The sequence below is a fragment of the Mesorhizobium sp. L2C084A000 genome, from assembly GCF_000502875.1.
Taxonomy (GTDB): Bacteria; Pseudomonadota; Alphaproteobacteria; order Rhizobiales; family Rhizobiaceae; genus Mesorhizobium.
In genome coordinates, this window is sequence record NZ_AYWX01000001.1 from 54,158 (window position 1) to 76,533 (window position 22,376).

Below are 22,376 nucleotides of genomic sequence, written 5' to 3' on the forward strand. Positions count from 1 at the left end.
AAGCAGAATGCTGCTTCGGTACGAGCTCAGCTTCACGGTGCTACTCTAGCCGGTGGGCAACCCCATTTTCCGAAAGGAATTGGGCAAAACGATCATATAGAACAGTGTACTTGCGCTGAAACTCATCATAGTTACCAGCCTGCACAAGCTCGTGGACGTCCAATTGTCCCACTTTATCGACCGGGATGTGCGGGATGCTCATAAGTTCCGCCATTTCCGTCGTCCTCGAATCATGGGAAATTATGGTTGCAGGAACACCGTTGGTTAATGCGATCAGGTTTCCATGGAAGCGCGTTCCTACCGAATAGTCAAACTTCGAGATGTACGCATCCCACTCTGCCAGATCAAAGAACATTTTTGCGTCCTCTTTGACGTGCTTTACATAGAGCGACGGATCCATTTCCATGTTCATCTGCCCGAGCACTGCCTGGGCGACCTCAAAATCATCTTCTCTCCCATCTCTGGAAAGTAGCATTTTCATTTCCGGTTCTTCGTTCTGAAGAACATATGGATATTTTTTATGAGCGGATAATTTCAAAAGATCAGCTTCAACGCGCCGGGCAGCTTCGGGATTGGCCGAATGAAGAAATACGTTGCGTGATCCGTTCACTGCAACTCTCAGTTCGGCGTCTCTTCCTGGCCTCTTTATCTTCAAGTCCGGACGCAATTTGCGAAACAAACTTGGGCATCCAACCTCTTTGACGTTCTTTATCGCAAAGTCATTCATGACTTCAGCCGTAAAATGGCCACGCACGCCCACGGTCTTGCTGCGTTCCGATATGATACGAAGGAAGCGTTTACTGCCCTCTGGGATATCTGTGACTTTGTCACCGATGATAGAAGCTTGCGCCCCGAGGCCGGCAACCAGGCATGGCAGCTTGGTCGGCTCGATAAAGTCAGCCAAATAGGACAAATCAAAATTTTTGAAAATGAAATTCGCTGCGGCGATAGCAATGATGTCGAAACGTTCGTTTGCTTCTTGCGGGGAATAGCCCAACCCCTGACCGAACTCTTCAAAGCGAAGTTCCTCGAATAGAGACTGCCCTATCAGAAGGTTTCCGGTGTTGTATCCAATGATTTCGAATTTCTTTTCAAAAGCAATCTGCGGATCAGGATGCGGAGCTATTGGCGCTCCCAGAAAAAGAACTCTCACTAAAATCTCCTCGACGCTCTGTAGACATCTAATTCTCCACAGCCACCAACGTCGTCATTCTTGAATTGGGATACCAAATCGTTCACTGAGTTCACGGGCGTAGACGCTCGCCCGTTCAAGCGCGGCAGATCCAAGATCGTGGCTGCGGATTGTGTTGGCCTGTACCTGCCTGATCTCCTGTAGATGCCTGAGATCGAAATTTCCTATGGTTACGCTCGACTGATGCCGCCGGTGTGAATTGAGCGAACGCGGGGAAAAAGCGATCGAACCATTTTCGAGCAGACGCAAATATGTCACCCAATCCCCGGCGTTGCGCAACGACATGATCTCTTCGCTGTGTTTGGCCAGTGCATTCCTGAGCGCCTCCCTTCGAAACAAGACGCCACTGACGTTCGGAATGGTGTTCTTAAGGTAAAGCGCCTCGGCGATTTCCTGGCGGCCGTCCACGACGTAGGGTTTCGTCCAGCGAGACCGGTCGATGTCCGACACATAGTCGAGATAGTGTTCGGACAGAACCCGGCCGGCGCCGTCCATCTGGCGCGACTGGCAGTAGCTCATCACCACCTCCTCACGTTCGAAGGCGGGCAGAAGCTCGGCCAGAAAATCGGGATCGGCGAGGTCGTCGGCTTCGGCGATCCAGACATAATCGCCGCGCGCCATTTCGACCCCCCGCATCCATTGGCGGAATACCGAGCCTGAATTCTGCGCATTGACGACCAGCCGGTATGGGATGTCGCAACCGGCCAGAAATTCCTCGATGACTTCTACGCTTTCATCGGTCGAAGCATCGTCAAGCACGATCAACTCGTAGGGCTTTATCGTCTGATCGACGATGGAGCCTAGACGTGCGCCCAGGTATGGGGCGTAGTTGTAGTTCGGCACGATGACCGACACCCGCGGCAGCGGCCTTTCGGCGTAAATCAGCAGGTCATGTAGGTATTGGCTGAAGCTGAATTCCTGGCGGACAATATCCCGGCCAACGCTGGCGAGACGCCGGGCTTCACTTGGATTGTCGAGCAGATTGCCAATGACCTCGGCCATCGCATCGGTGTCGAATGCCTGCACGAGGATTCCGCAATCCCGCTTCAGCAGATCCTGGAAGCCACCAGCGCCCTCAAAGGCAACGACCGGCACTGTGGCATCCAGCGCCTCAAGCACCACCGAAGGGAACGGATCTTCACGCGAGGTCAAGGCGTAGATATCAGCGGCGAAATAGTATTCCTGCGGATTTTCCACCAATCCGACAAAGACGAAGCGGCCCTCCAGTCCCGCTTCCTTCACACGCCGCATTTGCTTGGCGTGAAAGACAGTATCGACATGACCGACCCAGACTGCAACCGCATCCGGCCTGGATGCCATCACCTTGAGGCAAGCATCAACGAAAAGATCGAGGCCCTTGCGATGGTCGGCATAGCCCGCGCACAGTATGATGCTTGCGTTGGTCGAAAGCCCTAATCTTGCGCGGACCGCCTCGCGGACCTGCTGGCGATCATCGGCGAGATAGGGCGTACGCAGATAGAGTCCTTGCGGCCTGACTACCGACTGGCTGACCGGTTGGCCAACAAACTCTTCGAATCCGGCTTTGACGATCTCGGCTGGGAAAACGACCGTGTCAGCGCTCTCAGCAATGGCTGCGGCTGCGTCAGCAAGACCGTAGGACGCCAATATTCCGGGCAGTTCGTGGACGAGGCAAACGGTGCGGAACCCCGCCTGCTTCAGCAGCGGGACGAGCTTTCCGGATACGGTGGTATTCACGACGGCGACCTCGGCACCGTTGTTTCTAATGGTGGCCAGGCGTTTCAACACATCGGCATCGCCTTGTTCAGGCAAGTCGATCCTGTGCACGGTCGCGGCGTGGGCGAAACGGCCGAGCAGCGGCCCGTCGCCCAGCACGATGAGATCGGGCTCAAAACCAAGCCGCTTAAATCCCTTGGCCACATTGAGAGCCAGCAATTGCGCCCCATGCGGGTGGGCGTCGTGGGAAACGATTGCAATCCTTGCCTTGGAGATCCCCTTCGCCGCCTCCAAAGCGTCGCGGGTCGCTTGCAGATAGGCGTGGCCGTTAACGCTATCGGGCTCCAGGTGAGCGCCTTCCGCCCACTCGTTCCAGGCATTGACGAAAACCAGCCGCTCGGATGGCTCGCTAATATGGGCCAAGGTGTCCTCAATAGCATTGTCCAGCCATCTGCGATACAGCGCGGGGGTGTTGTTGATGAACACCGTGCCACCGCGCTTGCGGCGTGCGGTATTGTCCCAGCCCGGGCAAACCGAACGGAAGAGCTTGTATTTGCGGGATGAATAGGTTTCGCTGCGTTGTGGGAATACCGACCAGTCATAGACGGTCGTGGCAAAATCCTCATGCAGCGGCGTCACTGTATGCGTGACATTTGGCGGCGCGGAATTGTTTGGCGGAAATTCCACTGCGGCATCGAACCCGTAGCGGTGGGGAGGCACAGATTCGAAGGACTGGGTGTAGGCTAGGAAAATCTCGCCAACACCATTCTCCCGGCACCAGGTCCGCCAGCGCCGCGCTGTCTCACCCGCCGCCGGGAGCAGGCTTGGTCGGTAGACCAGCAACAGCGGCTTGCCATCGATGCGGATGTAGCGAGGGTCACGGAGATAAGGCGCGACCTCGGCGATAAAGGCGAGGTCGTCCTGGGGGGAGTGATCCTGCGCGATGAGGATTTCCTGGTCCATCCCGTCCCAGCGACGCGACCAGTTCTCGTTGGCCCAGCAGACGCAGAACGGCATGTCGAGGCTCTTGTCCCCGAGCCAGTTCTCAAGCGGCTTTTCCAGAAGCCGCTTGCCGGCGAACCAATAAAAATAGAAGCAGAAACCTTCCACGCCATAGAGCTTTGCCAGCTCTATCTGGCGGCGCTGAACTGCAGTGTCGCGCAGATCATAATACCCGAGCGCATCCGGCACGTGCGGCTGGTGATGGCCGATAAATTGCGGCTCAGCGGGCCTCACATTGGTCCATTCGGTGAAGCCCTGCCCCCACCATTCATCGTTTTCGGGGATCGGGTGGAATTGCGGCAGGTAGAACGCGATGACGCGCACCGGCTTCTGGAGCAGTGGCGGCGCCTTGAGAACCGGCACATAGACGGGTTCGGGCGCAAAGATCGGACCGGAACTGACCAGCGCCCCGCGCAAGACCATCTCGTTGCTGCCCAAAGGCGTTTGGGGTGCCTCCATGCTTCTCCAGGCGCGGTAGGCATTTGTAACGCCAAACAGCGAAGGAAAGGTCGAAAACGCTGCTCTCTTCAATTTTCGCTTGAGGTCGATGGAGAGCGGCAGATTGTGCCAACAAGCGTAAGCGCCGCGAATTGCCAAGCGGCGGATCGTCATGCGAGCGGTGCCGATAGCGTGGACGCGGCTCCCAATCCCGCGCAGAGGCTTGGTCACTCGCCAGGATGTGCTGGCATAAACGGCATCGAGAACCTCATGCAACCGGATTTCCTCGGATCGCGCCTCGTCGCGATCCGCAAGCAGCGCACTCGTCGCCCTGTGCGCCATCGACAAATTTTGTTGCAGGAGCTCGATCTCCTTGTCTCTCGCAATGATCTGTGTCCGCCCTTGAGCAATCTCGTCGTCTCTTGCGCTGACTTGTGTCCTTGCGCTTGAGATCTCGTCTTTGTAGGTCCGGATTTGTTCTCGCATTTCAGCCATCTCGCTGGAGAAAGCCTCGATACGCGCCCCATGATGCCCCACCAATTTCCGGTTGGTTTCGATCTCCTCCTCCATCGTTGTTGACTTCAACGACCATGGATTTCCGGTTTGATCGATCGCCTTGCTCTTCGTCTCGTCGAGAAGAACCACGCTCCCGTCGGCGAGCGCGACCCGCCCGTGCACGTTGCGCGCGCCCAGGACGTTTTCCGGAATTGGCAGCTTCGTTACAATGCAAAGCGAGTTCAAGAACTCGACGGAATGAACCGATGCGAGAGAAGCTTCATCAAATGCGACTTGGTGCCTGTCGGCGAAAATCGCCAAGGCATCGACCCGACGGCGATCCAGCCCCCAATGCTCATGGTTGACCACATCAAGCAGACGCTTGAAAAACGACATCGAGGAAAGCGGATCGTAGAGACCGCCCTCGAACTCCTGCCAGTAACTGCAATGCAAATCCTCGGCGAGGTACATGCCCCCTTCGGAAAGATGGGGGAAATATCGTGCGAACGAGCGTATTATATCCGAGGATAGGTGCGATCCGTCATCAATTATAATATCATACTTTTCCGACATCGAGATGATGTCGCGCTCTGTTTCATCAGTATTGGCGTCACCTACGGAGATCTTTATCTTCCGGCTGTCGAAAACGAGATTCCCGCAAGCCAGATTGACGTCACAACCAACGATTATTTCAGCATTGGGGAAATATTTCTGCCATATCTCCAGGGATCCGCCATTCTGAACTCCGATTTCCAGGATTCGAACCGGCCTGTCTCGATACTCTGAAAAAATATGGTCGTAGGTGCTGAGATAGATCGACCATTTATCCGACACTTTGCCGCGATGCGCGTCGTACAGGTCACGAAGTGAAAGAGCCTGCTTTGCAGGCCTTGCCGTTTTGGCTTTGGCGCGTGCCTTGCCGGCAGGCATCGCATCGCGCGTGTTTTCCGCTGAAGGGTGCTTGTTCATGCCGTCAATGCCTGTTTCGTCTCACCGGCTAGGAGCCGGTGCACCACCGCCCCCGTCGATTGACGCCAGTCCGGCGCCCTCCACCCGAACACGTCGGCGAATTTCGCGCTCGACAGCCGGGAATTGGCGGGGCGGCGCGCCTTGGTCGGATAATCCATCGTAGCAATGTCCCGTACCCGCGCCCAAGGACCACCCAACACGCGGCTTGTGTCCAGGATATGGCGGGCAAAGCCGCTCCAGTTGGCCTCGCCGGTTCCGGTCAGATGATAGATGCCGGATGTGGCGGCGCCGTCGTGCAGCTGTGCCGCCGCATGCAGGATCGCGTCGGCGATATCAAGTGCCGATGTCGGATTTCCCCACTGATCGGCCACCACCGCGATCTCGTCGCGGTCGGCGGCCAGCCGCAGCATGGTTTTCACGAAATTCTTGCCGAACGGACTGTAGACCCATGCCGTGCGCAGGATCAGATGGCGCGGATTGGCTGATGCAACCGCCTGTTCGCCGGCAAGCTTGGAGGCGCCATAGACGCTGGCTGGTGCGGTCGCGTCGGTCTCGACATAGGCGGCGTCCTTGGTGCCGTCGAAGACATAGTCAGTCGATAGATGGATGACGGGAACGCCAAGCAGCGCCGCCGCTTGCGCCACCTTGCCGGCGCCGACGGCGTTCACCGCGAATGCCAGATCGGGCTCGTCCTCGGCCTGATCCACCGCCGTGTAGGCGGCAGCCGACACGACGATACCCGGCTTCGCGGCCGCGATGGCTTCGATCACCGTGTCAGGTCTTGCAAGGTCGAGTTGCGGACGGCCAATGGCTATGACCTCAACGCCGTCGGCCGCCTGGCCGGCCTCCGCAAGGCTCGCCGCGACCTGTCCGTCGCGTCCGGTGACAACCAGCCTCACGCCGCCCCCTTGCGTGCTTCGCCCAGCCGTTCACCGGCATAGCGCTGCTCGCGGATCGGTCCCCACCACCATGTGTTGTCGAGAAACCAGTCGACGGTCTTGGCGAGGCCGCTGTCGAAATTCTCATTGGGCGCCCAGCCCAGGTCCCGGCCTATCTTCGAGGCGTCGATGGCATAGCGGCGATCGTGACCGGGGCGGTCGGTGACGAAGGAAATCAGGTCGCGATAGCTCTTGCCCCCTGCCCGCGGCCGCCTGCTGTCGAGCAGATCGCAGATCGTCTCGACGACGCCAAGGTTCGTCCGCTCGGAATTGCCGCCGACATTGTAGCTTTCGCCGGGCAGTCCCCTGGTCGCGACAAGTTCCAGCGCGCGTGCGTGATCCTCGACGAACAGCCAGTCGCGCACATTGGCGCCGGCGCCATAGACCGGCAGCGGCTTTTCATCGAGCGCATTGAGGATGACCAGCGGGATCAGCTTTTCGGGAAAGTGATAGGGTCCGTAATTGTTCGAGCAATTGGAAAGCACGACCGGCAGGCCATAGGTTTCGTGCCAGGCCCGCACCAGATGGTCCGAGGCCGCTTTCGAGGCGGAATAGGGCGAGGATGGGGCGTAGGGCGTTTCCTCGACGAACATGCCGCCATCGAAGGGAAGATCGCCGAACACCTCATCAGTCGAGACATGATGGAAGCGGAAATGGCTCTTCCTGTCTTCGGGCAGGCCGCGCCAGTATTCCAGCGCGGCATTGAGCATCTTGTAGGTGCCGACGATGTTGGTTTCGATGAAGGTGCCCGGCCCATCGATCGAGCGGTCGACATGGCTCTCGGCGGCAAGGTTCATGACGATGTCGATATCGTCGCGCCGGAGGATGTCGAGCACCGCCTTTTCGTCGCAGATATCGGCCTGCGCGAAGCGATAATTGTGTGCGTTCTCGATCGGCCGCAGCGAGGCCAGGTTTCCCGCATAGGTAAGCTTGTCGAGATTGGTCACCCGATAGGCCGGGTTGGCGCATAGATGCCGGCACACCGCGGAACCGATAAAGCCAGCACCGCCCGTCACCAGAAAATTCATGCCGCTGTCCTCACGTAACCCATCAGGCGAACACCTCGGCGGCAGCCAGTAGCGGCGCCTTGAGGTCCTTGTCCGAGAGTTGGAACCCGCCGGTCAATGACGGCCATTCGATGCCGATGTCGGGATCGTCGAAACGGATCGACCGATCATGCGCCTGCGAATAGGTGTCGGTCACCTTATACAGGACCTCGGTGTCAGGCACGAGCGTCACGAAGCCGTGCGCGAAGCCTTTCGGCACCAGAATCTGGTTGCCCTTTTCGGCCGACACTTCGAGAGCGACCCATTTTCCGAATGTTTTCGAACCGCGGCGAATGTCGACGGCCACATCGAGAATGCTGCCCCGGATGACGCGCAGCAGCTTGTCCTGCGCGCGCGGCGCAAGCTGATAATGAAGCCCTCGCAAGACGCCCGCCGCGGCGGAATAGGAATGATTGTCCTGCACGAAAGCCAGGTCTATGCCGGCCTGCGAAAAGCGCTCGGCATTGTAGGTTTCCACGAAGAAGCCGCGCGCGTCGCCATGTCGCTTCGGCACGATTTCCAGCACGCCATCGATGCCAAGGGGCCTGACCTCCAACGCCTAGCCCTCCGACAGGTCGACGACACGCCGGCGCAGATAGGCGGCATATTCATTCTTGCCCAGGTGGTCGGCGCGACGCAGAACCTGGTCCACTGTCAGCCAACCCTGTTCAAAGGCGATCTCTTCGGGACAGGCGACCTTGATGCCCTGGCGGTGCTCGATGGTGCGCACGAATGACGAGGCCTCATGCAGGCTGTCATGCGTGCCGGTGTCGAGCCAGGCAAAGCCGCGCCCCAACCGATGCACATGCAACTGGCCGCGCTCGAGGTAGACGTTGTTGACCGCCGTGATCTCGAGCTCGCCGCGCGCCGAGGGACGGATGGCAGGGGCGATGTCGACGACGTCGTTGTCATAAAAGTAGAGACCGGTGACCGCCCAGTTGGATTTCGGCACCTGCGGCTTTTCCTCGATCGTCAGCGCCGTTCCCGTGGCCTTGTCGAAGGAAACCACGCCATAACGCTGGGGATCCTCGACATGATAGGCGAACACCGAAGCGCCCTTTTCGCGCGAGGCAGCGTCGCGGCAAAGCTGCGACAGCCCATCGCCGAAATAGATGTTGTCGCCGAGGATCATCGACACGTTGTCCTTGCCGATGAAATTGCGGCCGATGATGAAGGCCTCCGCCAGCCCGTTGGGCTGCGGTTGCTCGGCATAGGACAGGTCGAGGCCGAACTCCGATCCATCGCCAAGCAGATCGCGAAAAATCGGCAGGTCACGCGGCGTCGAAATGATCAGAATTTCACGGATACCCGCGAGCATCAGAACGCTCAGCGGATAATAGATCATCGGCTTGTCGTATATCGGCAGAATTTGCTTAGAGACTGCTAATGTTAGTGGATAAAGACGCGTTCCACTGCCTCCAGCAAGGATAATTCCTTTCAAGAAGCTCTCCTTGACATGCCTGAACCCCCCGGCCCCAGCCGCCCGTGCTTAGGTTCCATGCAATGGCTTGTCAATCTCGGCGTTCGGCAAACGACCGGGTCACGGTCCAGCGCCAATCCATGGCCAATTCCAGGCGACGCATTGCTATCGTCTTGCCAAGGCCGGCCTGACGGGAACAAGCAGATTGTCATCATGGGCCTCGGTCGACTCGCCTCTCTGGCTTAACCGCCCAGCGAATCCCTTGTGAAAGATGATGCCATTCATATAGGCGAAAGTCATCGCAAGCGCCGCCGTTCGCATGGGATAATCGACCAGGGAATGAACGAGCAGAAACGATACTGAGAGAAATGCCATTTTCTGCAGCGGATCTCGCCGTGCCGCAAGGGAAAACGCAAAAAGCAATACCGAGTAGGCCGCGACCAGAAAGACAACAGGCGCGCCACCTTCAAGTGCCAACTCCAGATAATCATTGTGGGCGTGATTGACGTAGGGCTTGAAGATCATCTCTCCCTTTTCGTAAATCTGGTAGACTTTCGGAAAACTCCCAAAGCCGACGCCCGTCGCCCAGTTCTCTTCAATTCCCGCGATCGTCGTGCGAGCAAATTCGGCCCGTCCAAAGGCCGGATCAACCACTTCCGCATCGATCTTCGTCCACGCCCCGATCGTGTAGAGCGAAAGCCCGATGAAGACAGCGGGTATTCCATACCCACCCAGCCTCGAGCGCGCGGACAGAAAGACAACCGATATTATTGTGATCGCCAGCCCTATCAGAATACCGGCGCGCGAACCGGCGGCCAGAAGCAGCAGCAGCAGCGTTATCAAACCGAGCGACCCGGACAGAAGGTGCCCGCGAAACAGGCCGTAGTAGACGACGAAGGGGATGGAGACGAAGAGCAAAGCTGAAAAATGGTTTTGGTTGGCAAACAGTCCCGCATTGATCGTGAACGGCAGCAAACCCTGTATGGCAACCGTGTCGGAGAGCGAATACTGGATCGCCGCAGCCAATCCGTTACAGATGACACCCATCAAAAAGAAGGGCAGAAGACCGTAGACCTGATCTGGGCGCAGGCGGGTGACGCTCAGAAAGAATGCAGCCATCGCCACGAAGTACAACAGACACTCGATCGTCCGTCCCACGCCGACACTGACGAAACGCAGCCCGGTTTCACCGCTCAGCCATGGATTTGCAAGTAAAACCTCAGGCCGCAATCCGCTCAACAGGGCGGCAGGCAGCGGCACGATCTGAAAACAGAACACGGCTAGGCCCAGAGCAAGCAACCACAGGGCCGAGCGAGGGATGCCGTGCTCCGACGGCATTGAAAAGACGGCCGCGGCCGCGACAATCGCCGCCACCTCGATCAGCGCTTCGGTATAGAGACCGCTCGCGGTGCCGCCGCCAATCAGCACTGACAGGAAAAGAACCGACCCAAGCAGATATTTTTCCCATTCCGTGGACCGGGTTGACCGCTCTCTCAAGATGAAACTCTTTCGATGCTCAATTTGTGCATGACCAGCGTGCCAACGTACCGAAATCGCCAGCTCTCAGCGATGGCAGCTGTTTCCAGCCGCAACAATTGCATGGGACACGCGCTTGGTCCGATTGCGAAATCCAGGCTCAACTGCCGCCGATTGAATGTGCCTTCCGGAATATCGAACCGAGCTATTTCGCCCGCCGGATCCGCGCATCTGATGGACCAGAACAACTGCTTGGGCAGCTTCAGGTTTCTCGCGGAGGCGATCAGGGAAATCCTGTAGGAGCCGGGAGGCAATCCAACGTATTGCTGGAGCGCGGCGTTCTTCACCGGCGTATTCAGGAACCGGACAGTCGCTCCGCTATCGCTTTCGCCGACATCGCGCGCCCCGGCAAAGGTAATTTCCAGACCGGAGCGGTCGCGAACCTGCCAGTCGAATGGCTTGTCGCTGAGGATATGCTCAAAGCCGCCGTTGAAAATGTATCCGGCCAGTGTCCGCTCCTGATCGGACAGACTGAACAGGAACAGCCGATAGGCCGCCTCGTATTCCTTCTGCCGGATATACCCGTCGATTACGGCAGACAATTCCTTCGACGTCGGTCGTGAGCTCGATCCGGCAAGGTCAAGCAACAGTTGATTTGCGACGCGCAGGCCCCGCGGATCCTTACCAAGGGCGGAGAAAAGATTGGATCTCCACGGCGCCTCGATCCTTAAGGCTGCCAGGACAGCCTGATATCCGTCCGGGTTTGAAAGAATAGCCGGCAAGCCTGCCGCAATGACTGGAAATCTGTCGGGCCACCGGCGCAGCAACGTGTCGATCTCGGCAACGGCCTTTGACAGATCGCCCACCTCGATCGAGCGATCGATCGATCTCTGAAGCGAATGGATTTCGGTCTTGGACAGCTTTCGAGCCTGGTCGAAGAGTTCAAAAGCCTCGTCTTTCTCGCCTTGTCGATACTCAATCTCGCCTATCAGGCTGTAGAGCCGGGCGTCCGCGACGTTGAAACGAAGCGCGCCCCTCGCCTTTGCTGCCAAGACGTCGAGATCAACACCGTCGCCTGTTTCGCTCAACCGACCGGCAATTTCGCCTATCAAGGCATCTGTGTTCAACGGATCAAGCGCAAGCGAGACGGCCGGCGTTTCCGACTCAAGAAGCCGACTTAGCCCTATCGACGAAACCGCCAACACCAGAACGGAGGCGACGAACCAAACGCCTGAACGCCGGAGATTTCGCGTGAGCGGGCTGGCCTGCTCGGTCATCGACTTTGCCCTCAATTTTCGGGGTACTCGCGCCATAGTCGTAGTACTGATAGTTCATGTATTTATAGGCGTAATTGTAATCGAACTTGTTGACCGTAAATTTCGACATCGCCGCTCCGATCACGTTCGCACCGGCTGAGCGCAGACGCTTGAGTGCCGTTTTGGCTGACTTGCGTGTGACCTGATTGGTCGAAACGACCATCAACGTGCCTTCGGCAAGCCGGCTGAGGATTGGTGCGTCGGAAAGACCGACGACCGGCGGGGCGTCGATGATGACCAGATCGAAGCGTTTGCCTAGATTGGTCAAGATCAACGCCATCTTCGGCGACGAGAGCAGGTCGGCCGGATTCGGCGGAATCGTTCCGGACGTCAGCACGGTGACATTGGGGTATTTCGTCGGTCTGAAAATGCTCGGCAGATCGTCCTTGCGAACGGTATTTGTCAGCAGGTTGCTCAACCCGATCGCATTGTCGAGGCCGAACAGCCGGTGCAGGTTGGGTTTGCGGAGATCGCCGTCGACAAGCAGAACCCTTGCGCCGAGTGCCGCGAAATCCTGGCCAAGCTTGAACGACGTGGTCGACTTGCCTTCCGACGGTTCCGAACTGGTCACCAGCAGCGATCGCGGCGCGCCCTCCGCACCGGAGAACTGCAGCGATGTTCGCAGCGAACGATAGGCCTCGGAGAGCCCGGATTTTTGATCGGCGATGCTGGCTATGAGTTCGCGGTCACCGACAAGCGGCAGGATGCCGAGCATCGCCAGCCCCAGCTCTTTCTCGATCTGCTCCGGGTTGGTGAAAGTGTTGTTCAGCAACTCGATGATGTAGATGATCGATGCAGCCAGGGCCATGAAAAGCGCGAGAGCGACTGCAAGATTGATGCTCAGACGTGGAGAATAGGGGGCTGTGGGCAGCGAAGCGAAATCGACTATTGCAGCGCTTTGCGTCTTGAGCTCCGAGCTAACGCCGACTTCATTCAGCTTGGCGATAAGGCTGTCATACTGCGACCGGTTGGAGTCGACTTCGCGTTTCAGGATCGTGTATTTGATATTCTTGTCGTTGAAGACGACCTGCTGCCTCTCCATCTCCGCGAGCTTGGAGTTGAGGTCGGTTTCCTTGTTCTGCGCTTCCTGATATTTCAGCCGCAACGAATCGGTTATCGCCAGCACGCCGTTGTTGTAGAGTCGCTGCAGTTCCTTGATCTGCGATTGCAATTGCTGCATTTCCGGAAAACCGGGCTTCAGGATGCCCAATTTCTGCTGATACTGGCTGGTCAGATCCGCCAGCTTATCGCTAAGCTTCTGCAAACCTTCGCTTTCCAGAACCGGACCGAGGCTCGACCCGCGGCCCTTTTCTATCTGATCGACCACCCGCCCCGCATCAAGACGCTCCTGGATTGCCGTGGCCAGGGCGGTGTTCAGGGCTTCGATGTTGGAGCCGATCAGCGATTTGTCATCGCGGGTAACCGTGATACCGGCATCTTTTGCATAGGTGACCAGTTCCTCTTCGGAGGTCTGCAGCTTTTGCTTCACTTGCAAAACCTGTTCCTGGATGAACTGCCGTGCCAGATCAGAGGTCTCGCTGGTCTGATCGAGACGTTGATCGATAAAACTCTGCGCAACCTGATTGGCAACGTCGCTTGCATATTTCGGCTTTTGATCGACGAAGGTGATCGATAGCAGGCTTGTATTGGTGACCAGATTGACCGTCAGATCTTCCTGGATGCGCTTGATCGCAATTGCCTCGCGCTCTTCGGGCGTTTTCTCCTCAATGGAGGGTGACTTGGACATCCCGAACGCACGGTAGACAATATTGCTCGGGGAAAAGCTCGGCGTCGGAAACAGAAAATCCGGTTTTTCGCTAAGCCCAAGCTGGAACACCACGCGCTGAGCCAATGCCCGGCTCTTCAGCTTCTCCCGAGCGGTCAGGAAGGCCCGGACGTCGCTGTTTTCGGAAACAACCTCAATGTCCTGAAACACTTTCGCCGAAGGCACCAGAACTTCGAGCTGCGTCGTCGCCAGATATTTTGGTGTCTGCATCATCGTCACGATGACGCCGGCAACGAGCCCGGCCGCCGCCATCATGACGATCAGCCAGCGATACTGGACGATGTATAAAAGCAGCTTGAGCGGGTTGAACCCCTCATCCTGGCCCGCATAGTCGCGACCATAGGGACCGTAGTTTTGCGGCACGTCGTAATAGGAGTCCGCGGACACGGCCTGGCCATGTCCGGGTCCGGCAAGTTGGGGCTGCCTGTTACGATCGAGCATGCGCGAGGTGATCCTGGAGTTGTCCGTGTCTACGGAATGACCGCAATGCGGGCAGCGCTGGAGGCGAGGCCCAGCGCATCCTTCAAATTGTTCATCGCGATTTTCGACTTCGAAGCAAAAACGACGACCACGTCGCCGCCATAGATCCGCGGGTTGCGGTTCTTGCCGGCGCGGATTTCCTCGACATTGTAATTTGCGACCAGCTTGTTTTGGCCGACATTGCGATAGACGAAGACCTTGCCGGCATCACCGACCGGATTGAACCCTCCGGCAAGGGCGATCGCGTCGAGCAAGGAAGCGCTGCTGGACACCGGATAAATGCCGGCCTTGTTGACTTCACCATCGACCGTGATGCGCTGGCCAATCGACTCCTTGACGAAAATCGTCACGTCAGGCGACTGCAAGTACTTTTCACCGTAGGCAGTCTCGATTTCCTTCTCGAGCTGACGAACGGTCTTGCCGGCTGCAGTCATGGTTCCAATCAGCGGAAGCGAAATCTGCCCGCCCGCGTCGACCTGAACTGTTCTGTTCAAATTATCGACCTGAAACACACTGACCTCGAGTACATCGTTGGCAGACAGCGGCTGCTCGCTGCCGTTCTGGGTATTCTGCGGCGGCGGGAGATCCTTGACCACCTGCAGCGTACCACCGCCTGAGAGCGCCGATGAAGACGCCATCGGCTGCAGCGCATCGACAGAACTGGTGGAGGACGTCGATGTCGACGAAGTGCTTGCGCAAGCAGATATTGCTAGCGATGCGAGCAAAGCGGGCACGGTGCCCGCATGACTTCTTGCAAGATCGAAAATGCCCATCAAAGAGCCCCGCTCTTGAACAACCGGCCCAATCCGCCAAACCGCCCCGCACTGCTGCCGCCCGATTTCCTCGCGCTTTGCTTTCCGATGGGCACGAGCGGCCGATTTTGCAATATCGCGTCCGGGCGTTTCACTGCCATGTTGTAAGCCTCATCTTCCCCACACCGGTTCGCGATGGCGACAACCGCCTGCGAAAGCCCTGGCCGCCGCCGGCTGGCGCCGTGCGTGTCGGAGGCGACAATATCCACCCTGCCCTCATCCAGCAGCTTCTCCGAGTAGTAGAGCGCCGTACGTCCAAAGGCCCCCGTCACAGAATCAGCCGTGAGCTGAATAAGGCAGCCTAGCGTATTCAACCTCTCGATGACGTCGTAATTCGCCTTGATCCAGGTCAACCGCTCTGGATGAGTGAGGATCGGCACGAAGCCGGCGCCTATGAGACGCGCGGCGAAGTCTTCGAGCCGCGGAGGCAGAATGTGATGTGGCGGTTCGAACAGAAAATAGCGGGATCCGTTCAGAGTCGGCACCGTACCAAGCCTCAATCGATCGGAAAGATCAGGCGCGAGATGAACATCAGCGCCAACGTATAGGGTAAGCGGTATGGCAGCGCGATGAAGCTCCAGTTCCAACGCCTGAACAGCCTCGGCAATGTTTTGCGTGGCGTTCTCATAAACCCCAGGCATTACATGCGGCGTACATGCCATATGCGTTGTACCGTCGGCGACTGCCAGCCGTGCCATCTCCAGCGACATGGCCAAGTCAGGAGAACCGTCATCGAGACCGGGCAGGATATGTGAATGCAGGTCGATCATTGGCGTTTCTGGTTGAGAGGAGGCAAAGCTTCGCCTCGACAAAAATAGAAACGCGTCACCCGCATGAAGGCGAATGACGCATTTGACAAATTTACGCAAAACAACGGGGGTCGTATCCCGCCTATTGGCTGACCGCGTCGTCGTCATCCTGCAGGCCGATAATAAGGGCGACGGCACCACCGACGGCGGCGCCGCCCAAGAGAACCGGCAGCATGCCAGGTTCTGAGCTGGCGGGTACGATCGTCGCAGATGGTGTCTCAAGCGAAACGCACATGCCGCCTTCGATAGGGTCGACCTTGACGGTGGCATTGGCTGGAATATCGAGCGCGCAATTGGCTCCGATAGCCAGCGAAGCAGACGCCTGCGACCCGGTCATGATGCGCGCGCCCGCATACACCGGCGCCTCGGCATCCACCCCTGCATAGCCGCCGGCCTGGGACATCTGGACATCACCCCGGACCTGCGTAAGACGACCTATCGCGTCTTCGGACGCCGGCACGGGCGCAAGACAGGAACAGGTTTGCTGAGCTACAGCCTCGGGCTCGGCGAACAGGACGCCCCCTGCGACGAATGCAACAAAAGCAAAAGCAGCCCCGAACCGATGGCAACTCATCATTTTACCCCACCAAAATCTGTAACTCGCCCTGTTGGTACGAATTACAGCCCGCCCCGCCCCAATAGAACAATATGGTTAACAAACCCAATAAACCAGCCGGCCCGCCAACCTATCCAGACCCTTCTCTACAGCGGCCGACGCCGCCATATCTTCGTCAGCGGCTGACGCCGTTGTCGTCGTCCTGCGTCGCCGCGAGCACGCCAGACGTCAGAAGCGCCCCGGCGAAAATCGTCTCCGGCGGACCGAACCCAGCGCCGCCGCCGGAGGGCTGAATAGCAGCCGTCTGCTCCGAGCCGACAAGCTTGAGGCAAATGTTGTCGCCAAGGCGGGAAACGTCGAGGCTCGAATTGGCCGAAACCTCCAGATTGCAGCCGCCGACCAGAACGGAGGCCGCGCCCTTGGCGCCAACCACCACACGGCTGCCGAAATCGAGCGCGCTTCCAACCTTGGCAGCGCCATAGCCCGCCGTCTGCGACACCATCACATCACCGATGGCGGAACGGATGGATCCGATCGGGTTTGCCGAACCTTGATAGGGTGTCGCGCAGCTGCACGAAGCATCCTGGGCAAACGATGAAGCTGGACCAAACCCGATTGACACGACAAATACGGCAAGCGCAGTTTTGACCACAAGGTTCATCAGTCTTCGATCCCTTCTTGCTGCACCACTTCAGACGCACCCAGTCAAAGGCAGTGCATCAGCGCGTACCAGTTTTTGGCCACAATTCCAACCTGTTTCGCGCGCGCGAGGCGATTTAAGCTGATGCGTGTCTGTCCGAGCACAGTACTTTAGCCAAATCGCATTAATAGTTTTCGACTAACTTTCACAGGTTTCTTATTATCGGGCAAAAATTTGAGGTCTCCTTTCCGCGGTGACTGGCTCGATAAGATTTGACCAAGCTGAGCGCGCCAAACCTTCCGACACCCAAGCTAATATATTGAATTATAGATACATTTTCGGTGTAGATATTCCTGCTGACAGCATGTAATTCGAGATCGGCTCGATACCAATCGCGGCCAACGGGGTAGACGGCCGGCTCGGCTACCCATTCCTCATCTCTCGGCCATAGAGATCTGGCTCCATGCCCCCACCTCGATCCAATTCACCAAGTCGACGTGCCTCAGACTTGGAGCCTTTACCGCCTATTTTGGCCGTACCACGTTCCCTTGCCGGTTCCATGTTGGGCCAGATGGTTCGCTTCGACCAGAATGGCCAAGTGTTTTTTGACGGTGTTTCGGTTTGCACCTGTCAAGTTGACGATCTCGCTGATGGTTATGCGCCCACGCTCATTGATGGCCTCAACGATTTGCAGCGAGAGTTCGGGCAACGTGCCGAGCACAAGGCGTTCCCGCTCGATTTTTTTCTCCAACCTCCGCTTTTGCTGCTGCAGAGCGCGCAGGAAATACACAGCCCATGGCTGCCAATTGGGGTTCGGGCTGCGGATCGTCTTCTGGGTCTGGCGTAGCGCCAGATAGTAGCCTTCCTTGCTGTTCTCAATCACGCTTTCGAGGGAAGAGTAAGGCACATACGCATATCCGCTGCGCATCAGCAGGAGCGTCGTCAGAACGCGCGACAGCCGTCCATTCCCGTCCTGGAATGGGTGTATCTCCAGAAACACCACCGTGAAGATTGCGACGACGAGCAGAGGGTGCAGGCTTTGCTCGTTGAGTGTGTTGCGAGTCCACTCGATAAGCTCCTTCATCCGCTTTGGTGTATCGAAGGGCGTCGCCGTTTCGAAAATGACGCCAATCTCTTTCCCGTCGGCATCGAACGCACTGACATTATTGGCGAGTGTCTTATATGCACCGCGATGGCGTTCATCCTTGTTGCTGAACGCCAGCAGGTCACGGTGTAGTTGTGTCAGGTGGTTTTCGGTCAGATCAATCGCATCGAAATGCGCGAAGATCATTTCCATGACCTGCGCATATCCGGCGACTTCCTGCTCGTCTCGGGACTCAAAGAATTTGATGTCGAGGTTGGCGAGCAGCCGCTCCACTTCGCCGTCAGTAAGCCTGCTTCCTTCGATACGGGTAGAAGAGCCGATGCTCTCGATGGTCGCAACGCGGCGCAGAGCCGATAGGCGCTCCGGAGCGAGCGCGCCCAGCGCTCGCCAAGCCCCTTTGAATTCGTCGATCTCCGAGACCAGGGCAAGGATCTCGGTGGTAATTTGCAGAGAGTCGATCTTCAGGGTCATACCCACAAATATACCCACAAATACCCGAAAATTCAAGAACCGACATACCCAAGAAAGGACCCATAAATACCCAAATACGGGCAGCCGGCCAGCTTGAGAACAAGACCCACTCACTTCGCCGCAAGAGGCTCCGGTCTTTACTGGCGACCTGCTCAGCAAGGTTTGTACGTTGCGCCGGCCTGAACCGGCTGGCCGCAGAGAATTCCGCCCTGCGTAAGTATGGTGGCCAAATCTTCGCCCTCGGCCGTCAAGCACTGCACAACAAGGGTATCGCCAACCCTGGAGGCGATCTTGCCGTCGCAAGGTGTTCCGGCACCGACAGGTTTGCAGGCCAGGACGAGCCCCTGGTAGTCTCGGCGCGCCGCTTCCGTCACCAGGAGGCGCATAGCCTGAGGCCTGGAAAACGCCGCTCCGCACAGCAGGATCTTGCGACCGCCGACGCGCAGATCATCGACCGATGGGATTGCGAGCTTGCCGTCAAACGGCTTGAGCTCGGCTACCGGCTTCGCGGGGGACGGGCCGCCCCTCTGCATCACGATGATGCCCAGAAAGCCAACACCAAACAAAACAGCCACGACGGCAAGCAACGCTATGCTCCTGACTGACAAAACCATCCTCCATCCGACCCTGTGCGGCCGGTCCGCTCATTTCGTCGCAAGGGCGCTCAGTCTTTCTATCTGCTGCATGTACTTCTCGATGACGATCCTTTCCGAAAACTGCCGCTCGACCTTGTTTCTGCTCTGTGCCCCCATTCTGTCCCTGGACGAGCCGTCCAGCCGCGCAAACTCGACCATCTTGCTCGCAAGGTCATCAGGGTCCCTCACCTTGCATAGGAAGCCATTGACGGAGTGGTCCACCACTTCCCTGCATCCTGGCACGTCGGTTGCGATCAGCGGCTTGCCCATCGCAGCCGCCTCGAGCAGCGAGCGCGGCGTTCCCTCCCTGTAGGAGGGCAGCACGACACAATCGGCGGCACGCATGAAAGGCCGCACATCCTCGGTGGAGCCGAGATATTCGACCAATCCCTCGCCAACCCATTTTTCCACGTGCTCGCGGCTGACCGCGGTCCGGTTTTCGACATCAAGAAAGCCGAGTAGCTGGAAACGCACTCCGGGCACCTCACGGCAAACCCGACGGGCCGCCGTGATGAACTCGCCGACACCCTTGTCCCAGAGAAGCCGGGCCACGAGAAGAAAGACGATGGCGCCAGACCCGGTGCGCGCTTCGGACAACGGGGCAAAACGCACGAGGTCGATGCCGGAGCCAGGCAAAAGCGCGGTTCGATCCTTGCGAACCAGACGTTCGTCGACGAACAGCATCCGGTCATCGTCATTCTGGAAGAAAACCATTTTGGAACGGGCCAATGCCACCCGGTACAAGGCCTTGGCAATCCTGAGCAGCAGACCACCGCGGACGAACGCCGTCCCCAATCCCGAAATGTTGTTGATGACGGGAATGCCGTTCAGATTGGCCGCGATGGAGCCGAACACATTGGGCTTGATCGTGAAGCCGACAAACGCCAGCGGTCTCTCGCGCCGCAAGAGACGCCAGTAGCGCCACAGAAGGACCAAATCCCGCAACGGTGACGTGCCGGAATTGTCCATGTCGAGTTCGACATAGCGGCAGCCCATGGCCCCAATCAGCGGAGAATACTCGTCTCTCGGCGCGACGACGACCACGTCATAGCCACGGCTCCGCAGCGCCTCGATCAGTCCCTTGCGGAAATTGACGACATTCCAGGATGTGTTTATCGAGACGACTATCTTGTTGCGAGCAACGGCCGTCATCTCTGCCCACCCGGATATGACGACGGCGCTCTCAACAGCATATCCGCAAACCGATCCGGCGATCTTTCCGACAAGGTCTTTCCGTACAAGGCCGACCGGTCACCGACTTGAATGACCTTCAGCAGTGCTTCCGCAATTTCCGACGCGCCAAAGCCGGCTGAAATCTCCAGGCCCGACAGCATGTCCAGATCTCCCGCACAGGGGGTGGTGACGATGCCGGGAATCCGGCAAGCCATCATTTCCAGAAGGACGTTGGGAAATCCCTCCGTCGCCGACGTGAGCATGCCGGCACGCGCTGCGCGAAACAGCGGAAACGGGTTGTCTCTCTGGCCGAGCAGATTTAGTCGCGAGGCCAGATCAAGCTTGCCGGCGCGGGCTCTCAACTCCGCTTCCATGGGGCCAGAGCCAACCATGGTCAGCCCATAATCCTCGCCGGTCCTTCGTCTGACTTCGGCCAGCACATCAACCGCGATCGTCGGACGCTTCACATCAATCAGCCGGCCGCACCAGACTATCTGTGGACGGCGGGAAAGTATCTCGGCGTCGTGCCCGGACAATGCCTCCATGGACATTTTGACGATGAGATCGTCGTCGACCGGGTTGGGCAAAGTACACAACTTGGCGATTGCTCGCCGGGGCAATACGTCACGCAAGCGTTCATTCATATAGCTCGTTTGCGCGACTATCATGTCTTGGCTGCCATAGGCAGCGTAGAGCGCCTTGTAAGCGAGCGCGCGAGGACCCTTGAAACGATCCAGAAGTACCGTGGACTCGCGGGCGACCAGCCTATGGCTGCGGAGAAGTCCAATGCTTCGAGCGGCAGCCAGAAACGAGTTTACCCGTGCGTGGCTCGAGAACACCAAATCGTACCGACGCCGGAGCAGCCGCGGGGCGAGCAAAAACTCGCTCATGGCCTTGCCGCCGCCAAAGCCGTAGCTGCACCGAATTCCGTCCTGGTGTGATCCAGCGGCCTCGCCCGCCGCCTGGCTACCCAAGAAGCCGATTTCGACGTCCCAGTCGGGTCGCCTCGCGAGTGCGCGCGCAACAAGTTTCAGAATGGTTTCGGCACCGCCTCTTCTGTCGAGCGGAATGGCGATCAGCGCGAGCTTCCTTTTCATGAGCCGCGGGAACTCACTGTTTTCGCCGAAAGACATAGGCGTAGGTTTCAGCGGCATCCTTGCGGAGAAACAGGGCCGAAACGCCTAACCAGATGCGCCAGGCAAGAAAGGCCGGCACGAAAAAATAGAAGTAGGAGCTTTTCCAGAACAGACGGCGCTCGACAAGTTCCAGGTCGTTCCGTTTTGCGATTGTCTCGACGTCACTGGGCAAGCACTTGTCGTAGAAGGCCGGAAACCCGTCATGACCCATGCCCTTTTCAGGATAGATCGCAAAAAGCAGCCGTCGCTTCATCCCCTCCGGCAGGACCCGATTCAATCTGGCAAAAACGGCGTTGCGCGAGGGCGAGAAAATGGCAACCATGCCTCCCGGCTTCACGCAACTGGCAATGCCGCGCACGGCACCCTCGCCATCACGGACGTGCTCGAGCGTTGCCTGGCAAATGACGACGTCAGCATCGCCCCTCCCCCTAAACGAGGTAAGGTCCGCTTCAATCTCCTCGTCGTATATTCCGCGTGGCGCTTTCGACAACTCTTCCGCGTCGAGGTCGAGCCCAACGACAAAAAGCCCCAGGCGCCGCTTCTCCGAAAGACTGACGAACGGCCTGGCACCCCCGCCAAGATCGTAAACCCGTGCGTTTGAGGTAAGTAAGGGAGGTGCTATCTCCGTCGCAAAGGTACGGTTGCCGTCGATGCGAAGGCGCCGCGGCAGAGCACTGTCCAGGAACTCGGAAATGGCCACATTCGCGCGAACAAACTTTCGCAATATCGACACTGCTTCACCACCGGTTTCGTTTGGCGATCTGCGCCCACTCGGATTTGACATCC

18 protein-coding genes are annotated in these 22,376 nt (G+C 58.0%); all 18 read right to left on the reverse strand.

Features of this window, described 5'->3' with window-relative positions; all coding sequences use genetic code 11:
* Window positions 1-40: 40 nt before the first annotated feature.
* Window positions 41-1,153 (reverse strand): polysaccharide pyruvyl transferase family protein, encoded by a 1,113-nt coding sequence (locus X735_RS165235; protein WP_023808529.1) that lies wholly within the window; start codon window positions 1,151-1,153, stop codon window positions 41-43.
* 54 nt (window positions 1,154-1,207) lie between these two features.
* Window positions 1,208-5,791, reverse strand: coding sequence for a glycoside hydrolase family 99-like domain-containing protein (locus X735_RS165230; RefSeq protein WP_081734721.1), 4,584 nt, complete (start codon window positions 5,789-5,791; stop codon window positions 1,208-1,210).
* Window positions 5,788-6,690 (reverse strand): dTDP-4-dehydrorhamnose reductase, encoded by a 903-nt coding sequence (rfbD, locus tag X735_RS165220; RefSeq protein ID WP_023808532.1) that lies wholly within the window; start codon window positions 6,688-6,690, stop codon window positions 5,788-5,790. The genes X735_RS165230 and rfbD overlap by 4 nt, the downstream gene beginning before the upstream one ends.
* On the reverse strand, window positions 6,687-7,757 hold the full coding sequence (rfbB, locus tag X735_RS165215) for a dTDP-glucose 4,6-dehydratase (RefSeq protein WP_023808533.1): 1,071 nt from the start codon (window positions 7,755-7,757) through the stop codon (window positions 6,687-6,689). Before rfbB ends, rfbD begins: the two co-directional genes overlap by 4 nt.
* 22 nt (window positions 7,758-7,779) lie before the next feature.
* Window positions 7,780-8,331, reverse strand: a complete 552-nt coding sequence (gene rfbC / locus X735_RS165210) for a dTDP-4-dehydrorhamnose 3,5-epimerase (protein WP_023808534.1) — start codon at window positions 8,329-8,331, stop codon at window positions 7,780-7,782.
* A gap of 3 nt (window positions 8,332-8,334) precedes the next feature.
* Window positions 8,335-9,216, reverse strand: a complete 882-nt coding sequence (gene rfbA / locus X735_RS165205; RefSeq protein WP_023808535.1) for a glucose-1-phosphate thymidylyltransferase RfbA — start codon at window positions 9,214-9,216, stop codon at window positions 8,335-8,337.
* Between the two features lie 144 nt (window positions 9,217-9,360).
* Window positions 9,361-10,692 carry an O-antigen ligase family protein gene (locus tag X735_RS165200; RefSeq protein ID WP_031212191.1) on the reverse strand — a complete coding sequence of 444 codons (1,332 nt, stop codon included), beginning with the start codon at window positions 10,690-10,692 and terminating at the stop codon, window positions 9,361-9,363.
* A complete protein-coding gene (locus X735_RS165195; RefSeq protein WP_032908594.1) occupies window positions 10,689-11,948 on the reverse strand; it encodes a hypothetical protein in 1,260 nt (419 codons plus the stop codon). The genes X735_RS165200 and X735_RS165195 overlap by 4 nt, the downstream gene beginning before the upstream one ends.
* Complete coding sequence (locus X735_RS165190; protein ID WP_023808538.1) at window positions 11,836-14,214, reverse strand: polysaccharide biosynthesis tyrosine autokinase; 2,379 nt, start codon at window positions 14,212-14,214, stop codon at window positions 11,836-11,838. The genes X735_RS165195 and X735_RS165190 overlap by 113 nt, the downstream gene beginning before the upstream one ends.
* 29 nt (window positions 14,215-14,243) lie before the next feature.
* Window positions 14,244-15,026, reverse strand: a complete 783-nt coding sequence (locus X735_RS165185) for a polysaccharide biosynthesis/export family protein (RefSeq protein ID WP_031212196.1) — start codon at window positions 15,024-15,026, stop codon at window positions 14,244-14,246.
* Window positions 15,026-15,835 carry a CpsB/CapC family capsule biosynthesis tyrosine phosphatase gene (locus tag X735_RS165180; RefSeq protein ID WP_023808540.1) on the reverse strand — a complete coding sequence of 270 codons (810 nt, stop codon included), beginning with the start codon at window positions 15,833-15,835 and terminating at the stop codon, window positions 15,026-15,028. The genes X735_RS165185 and X735_RS165180 overlap by 1 nt, the downstream gene beginning before the upstream one ends.
* 121 nt (window positions 15,836-15,956) lie before the next feature.
* Window positions 15,957-16,277, reverse strand: a complete 321-nt coding sequence (locus tag X735_RS1000000169195) for a hypothetical protein (protein WP_023808541.1) — start codon at window positions 16,275-16,277, stop codon at window positions 15,957-15,959.
* 328 nt (window positions 16,278-16,605) lie between these two features.
* Window positions 16,606-16,932, reverse strand: a complete 327-nt coding sequence (locus X735_RS165170) for a hypothetical protein (protein ID WP_245273032.1) — start codon at window positions 16,930-16,932, stop codon at window positions 16,606-16,608.
* Between the two features lie 655 nt (window positions 16,933-17,587).
* Window positions 17,588-18,646: a DUF977 family protein gene (locus X735_RS165165; protein WP_031212199.1), complete on the reverse strand. Its 1,059-nt coding sequence runs from the start codon at window positions 18,644-18,646 to the stop codon at window positions 17,588-17,590.
* A 152-nt stretch (window positions 18,647-18,798) separates the two neighbouring features.
* A complete protein-coding gene (locus X735_RS165160) occupies window positions 18,799-19,233 on the reverse strand; it encodes a hypothetical protein (protein WP_127295725.1) in 435 nt (144 codons plus the stop codon).
* Between the two features lie 57 nt (window positions 19,234-19,290).
* Window positions 19,291-20,433, reverse strand: a complete 1,143-nt coding sequence (locus X735_RS165155) for a glycosyltransferase family 4 protein (protein WP_023808545.1) — start codon at window positions 20,431-20,433, stop codon at window positions 19,291-19,293.
* Window positions 20,430-21,587, reverse strand: a complete 1,158-nt coding sequence (locus X735_RS165150) for a glycosyltransferase (protein WP_031212201.1) — start codon at window positions 21,585-21,587, stop codon at window positions 20,430-20,432. The genes X735_RS165155 and X735_RS165150 overlap by 4 nt, the downstream gene beginning before the upstream one ends.
* The gene (locus tag X735_RS165145; protein WP_081734723.1) at window positions 21,565-22,374 is read right to left on the reverse strand and encodes a methyltransferase domain-containing protein; all 810 of its coding nucleotides are present in this window, start codon (window positions 22,372-22,374) and stop codon (window positions 21,565-21,567) included. Before X735_RS165145 ends, X735_RS165150 begins: the two co-directional genes overlap by 23 nt.
* Between the last annotated feature and the right edge of the window lie 2 nt (window positions 22,375-22,376).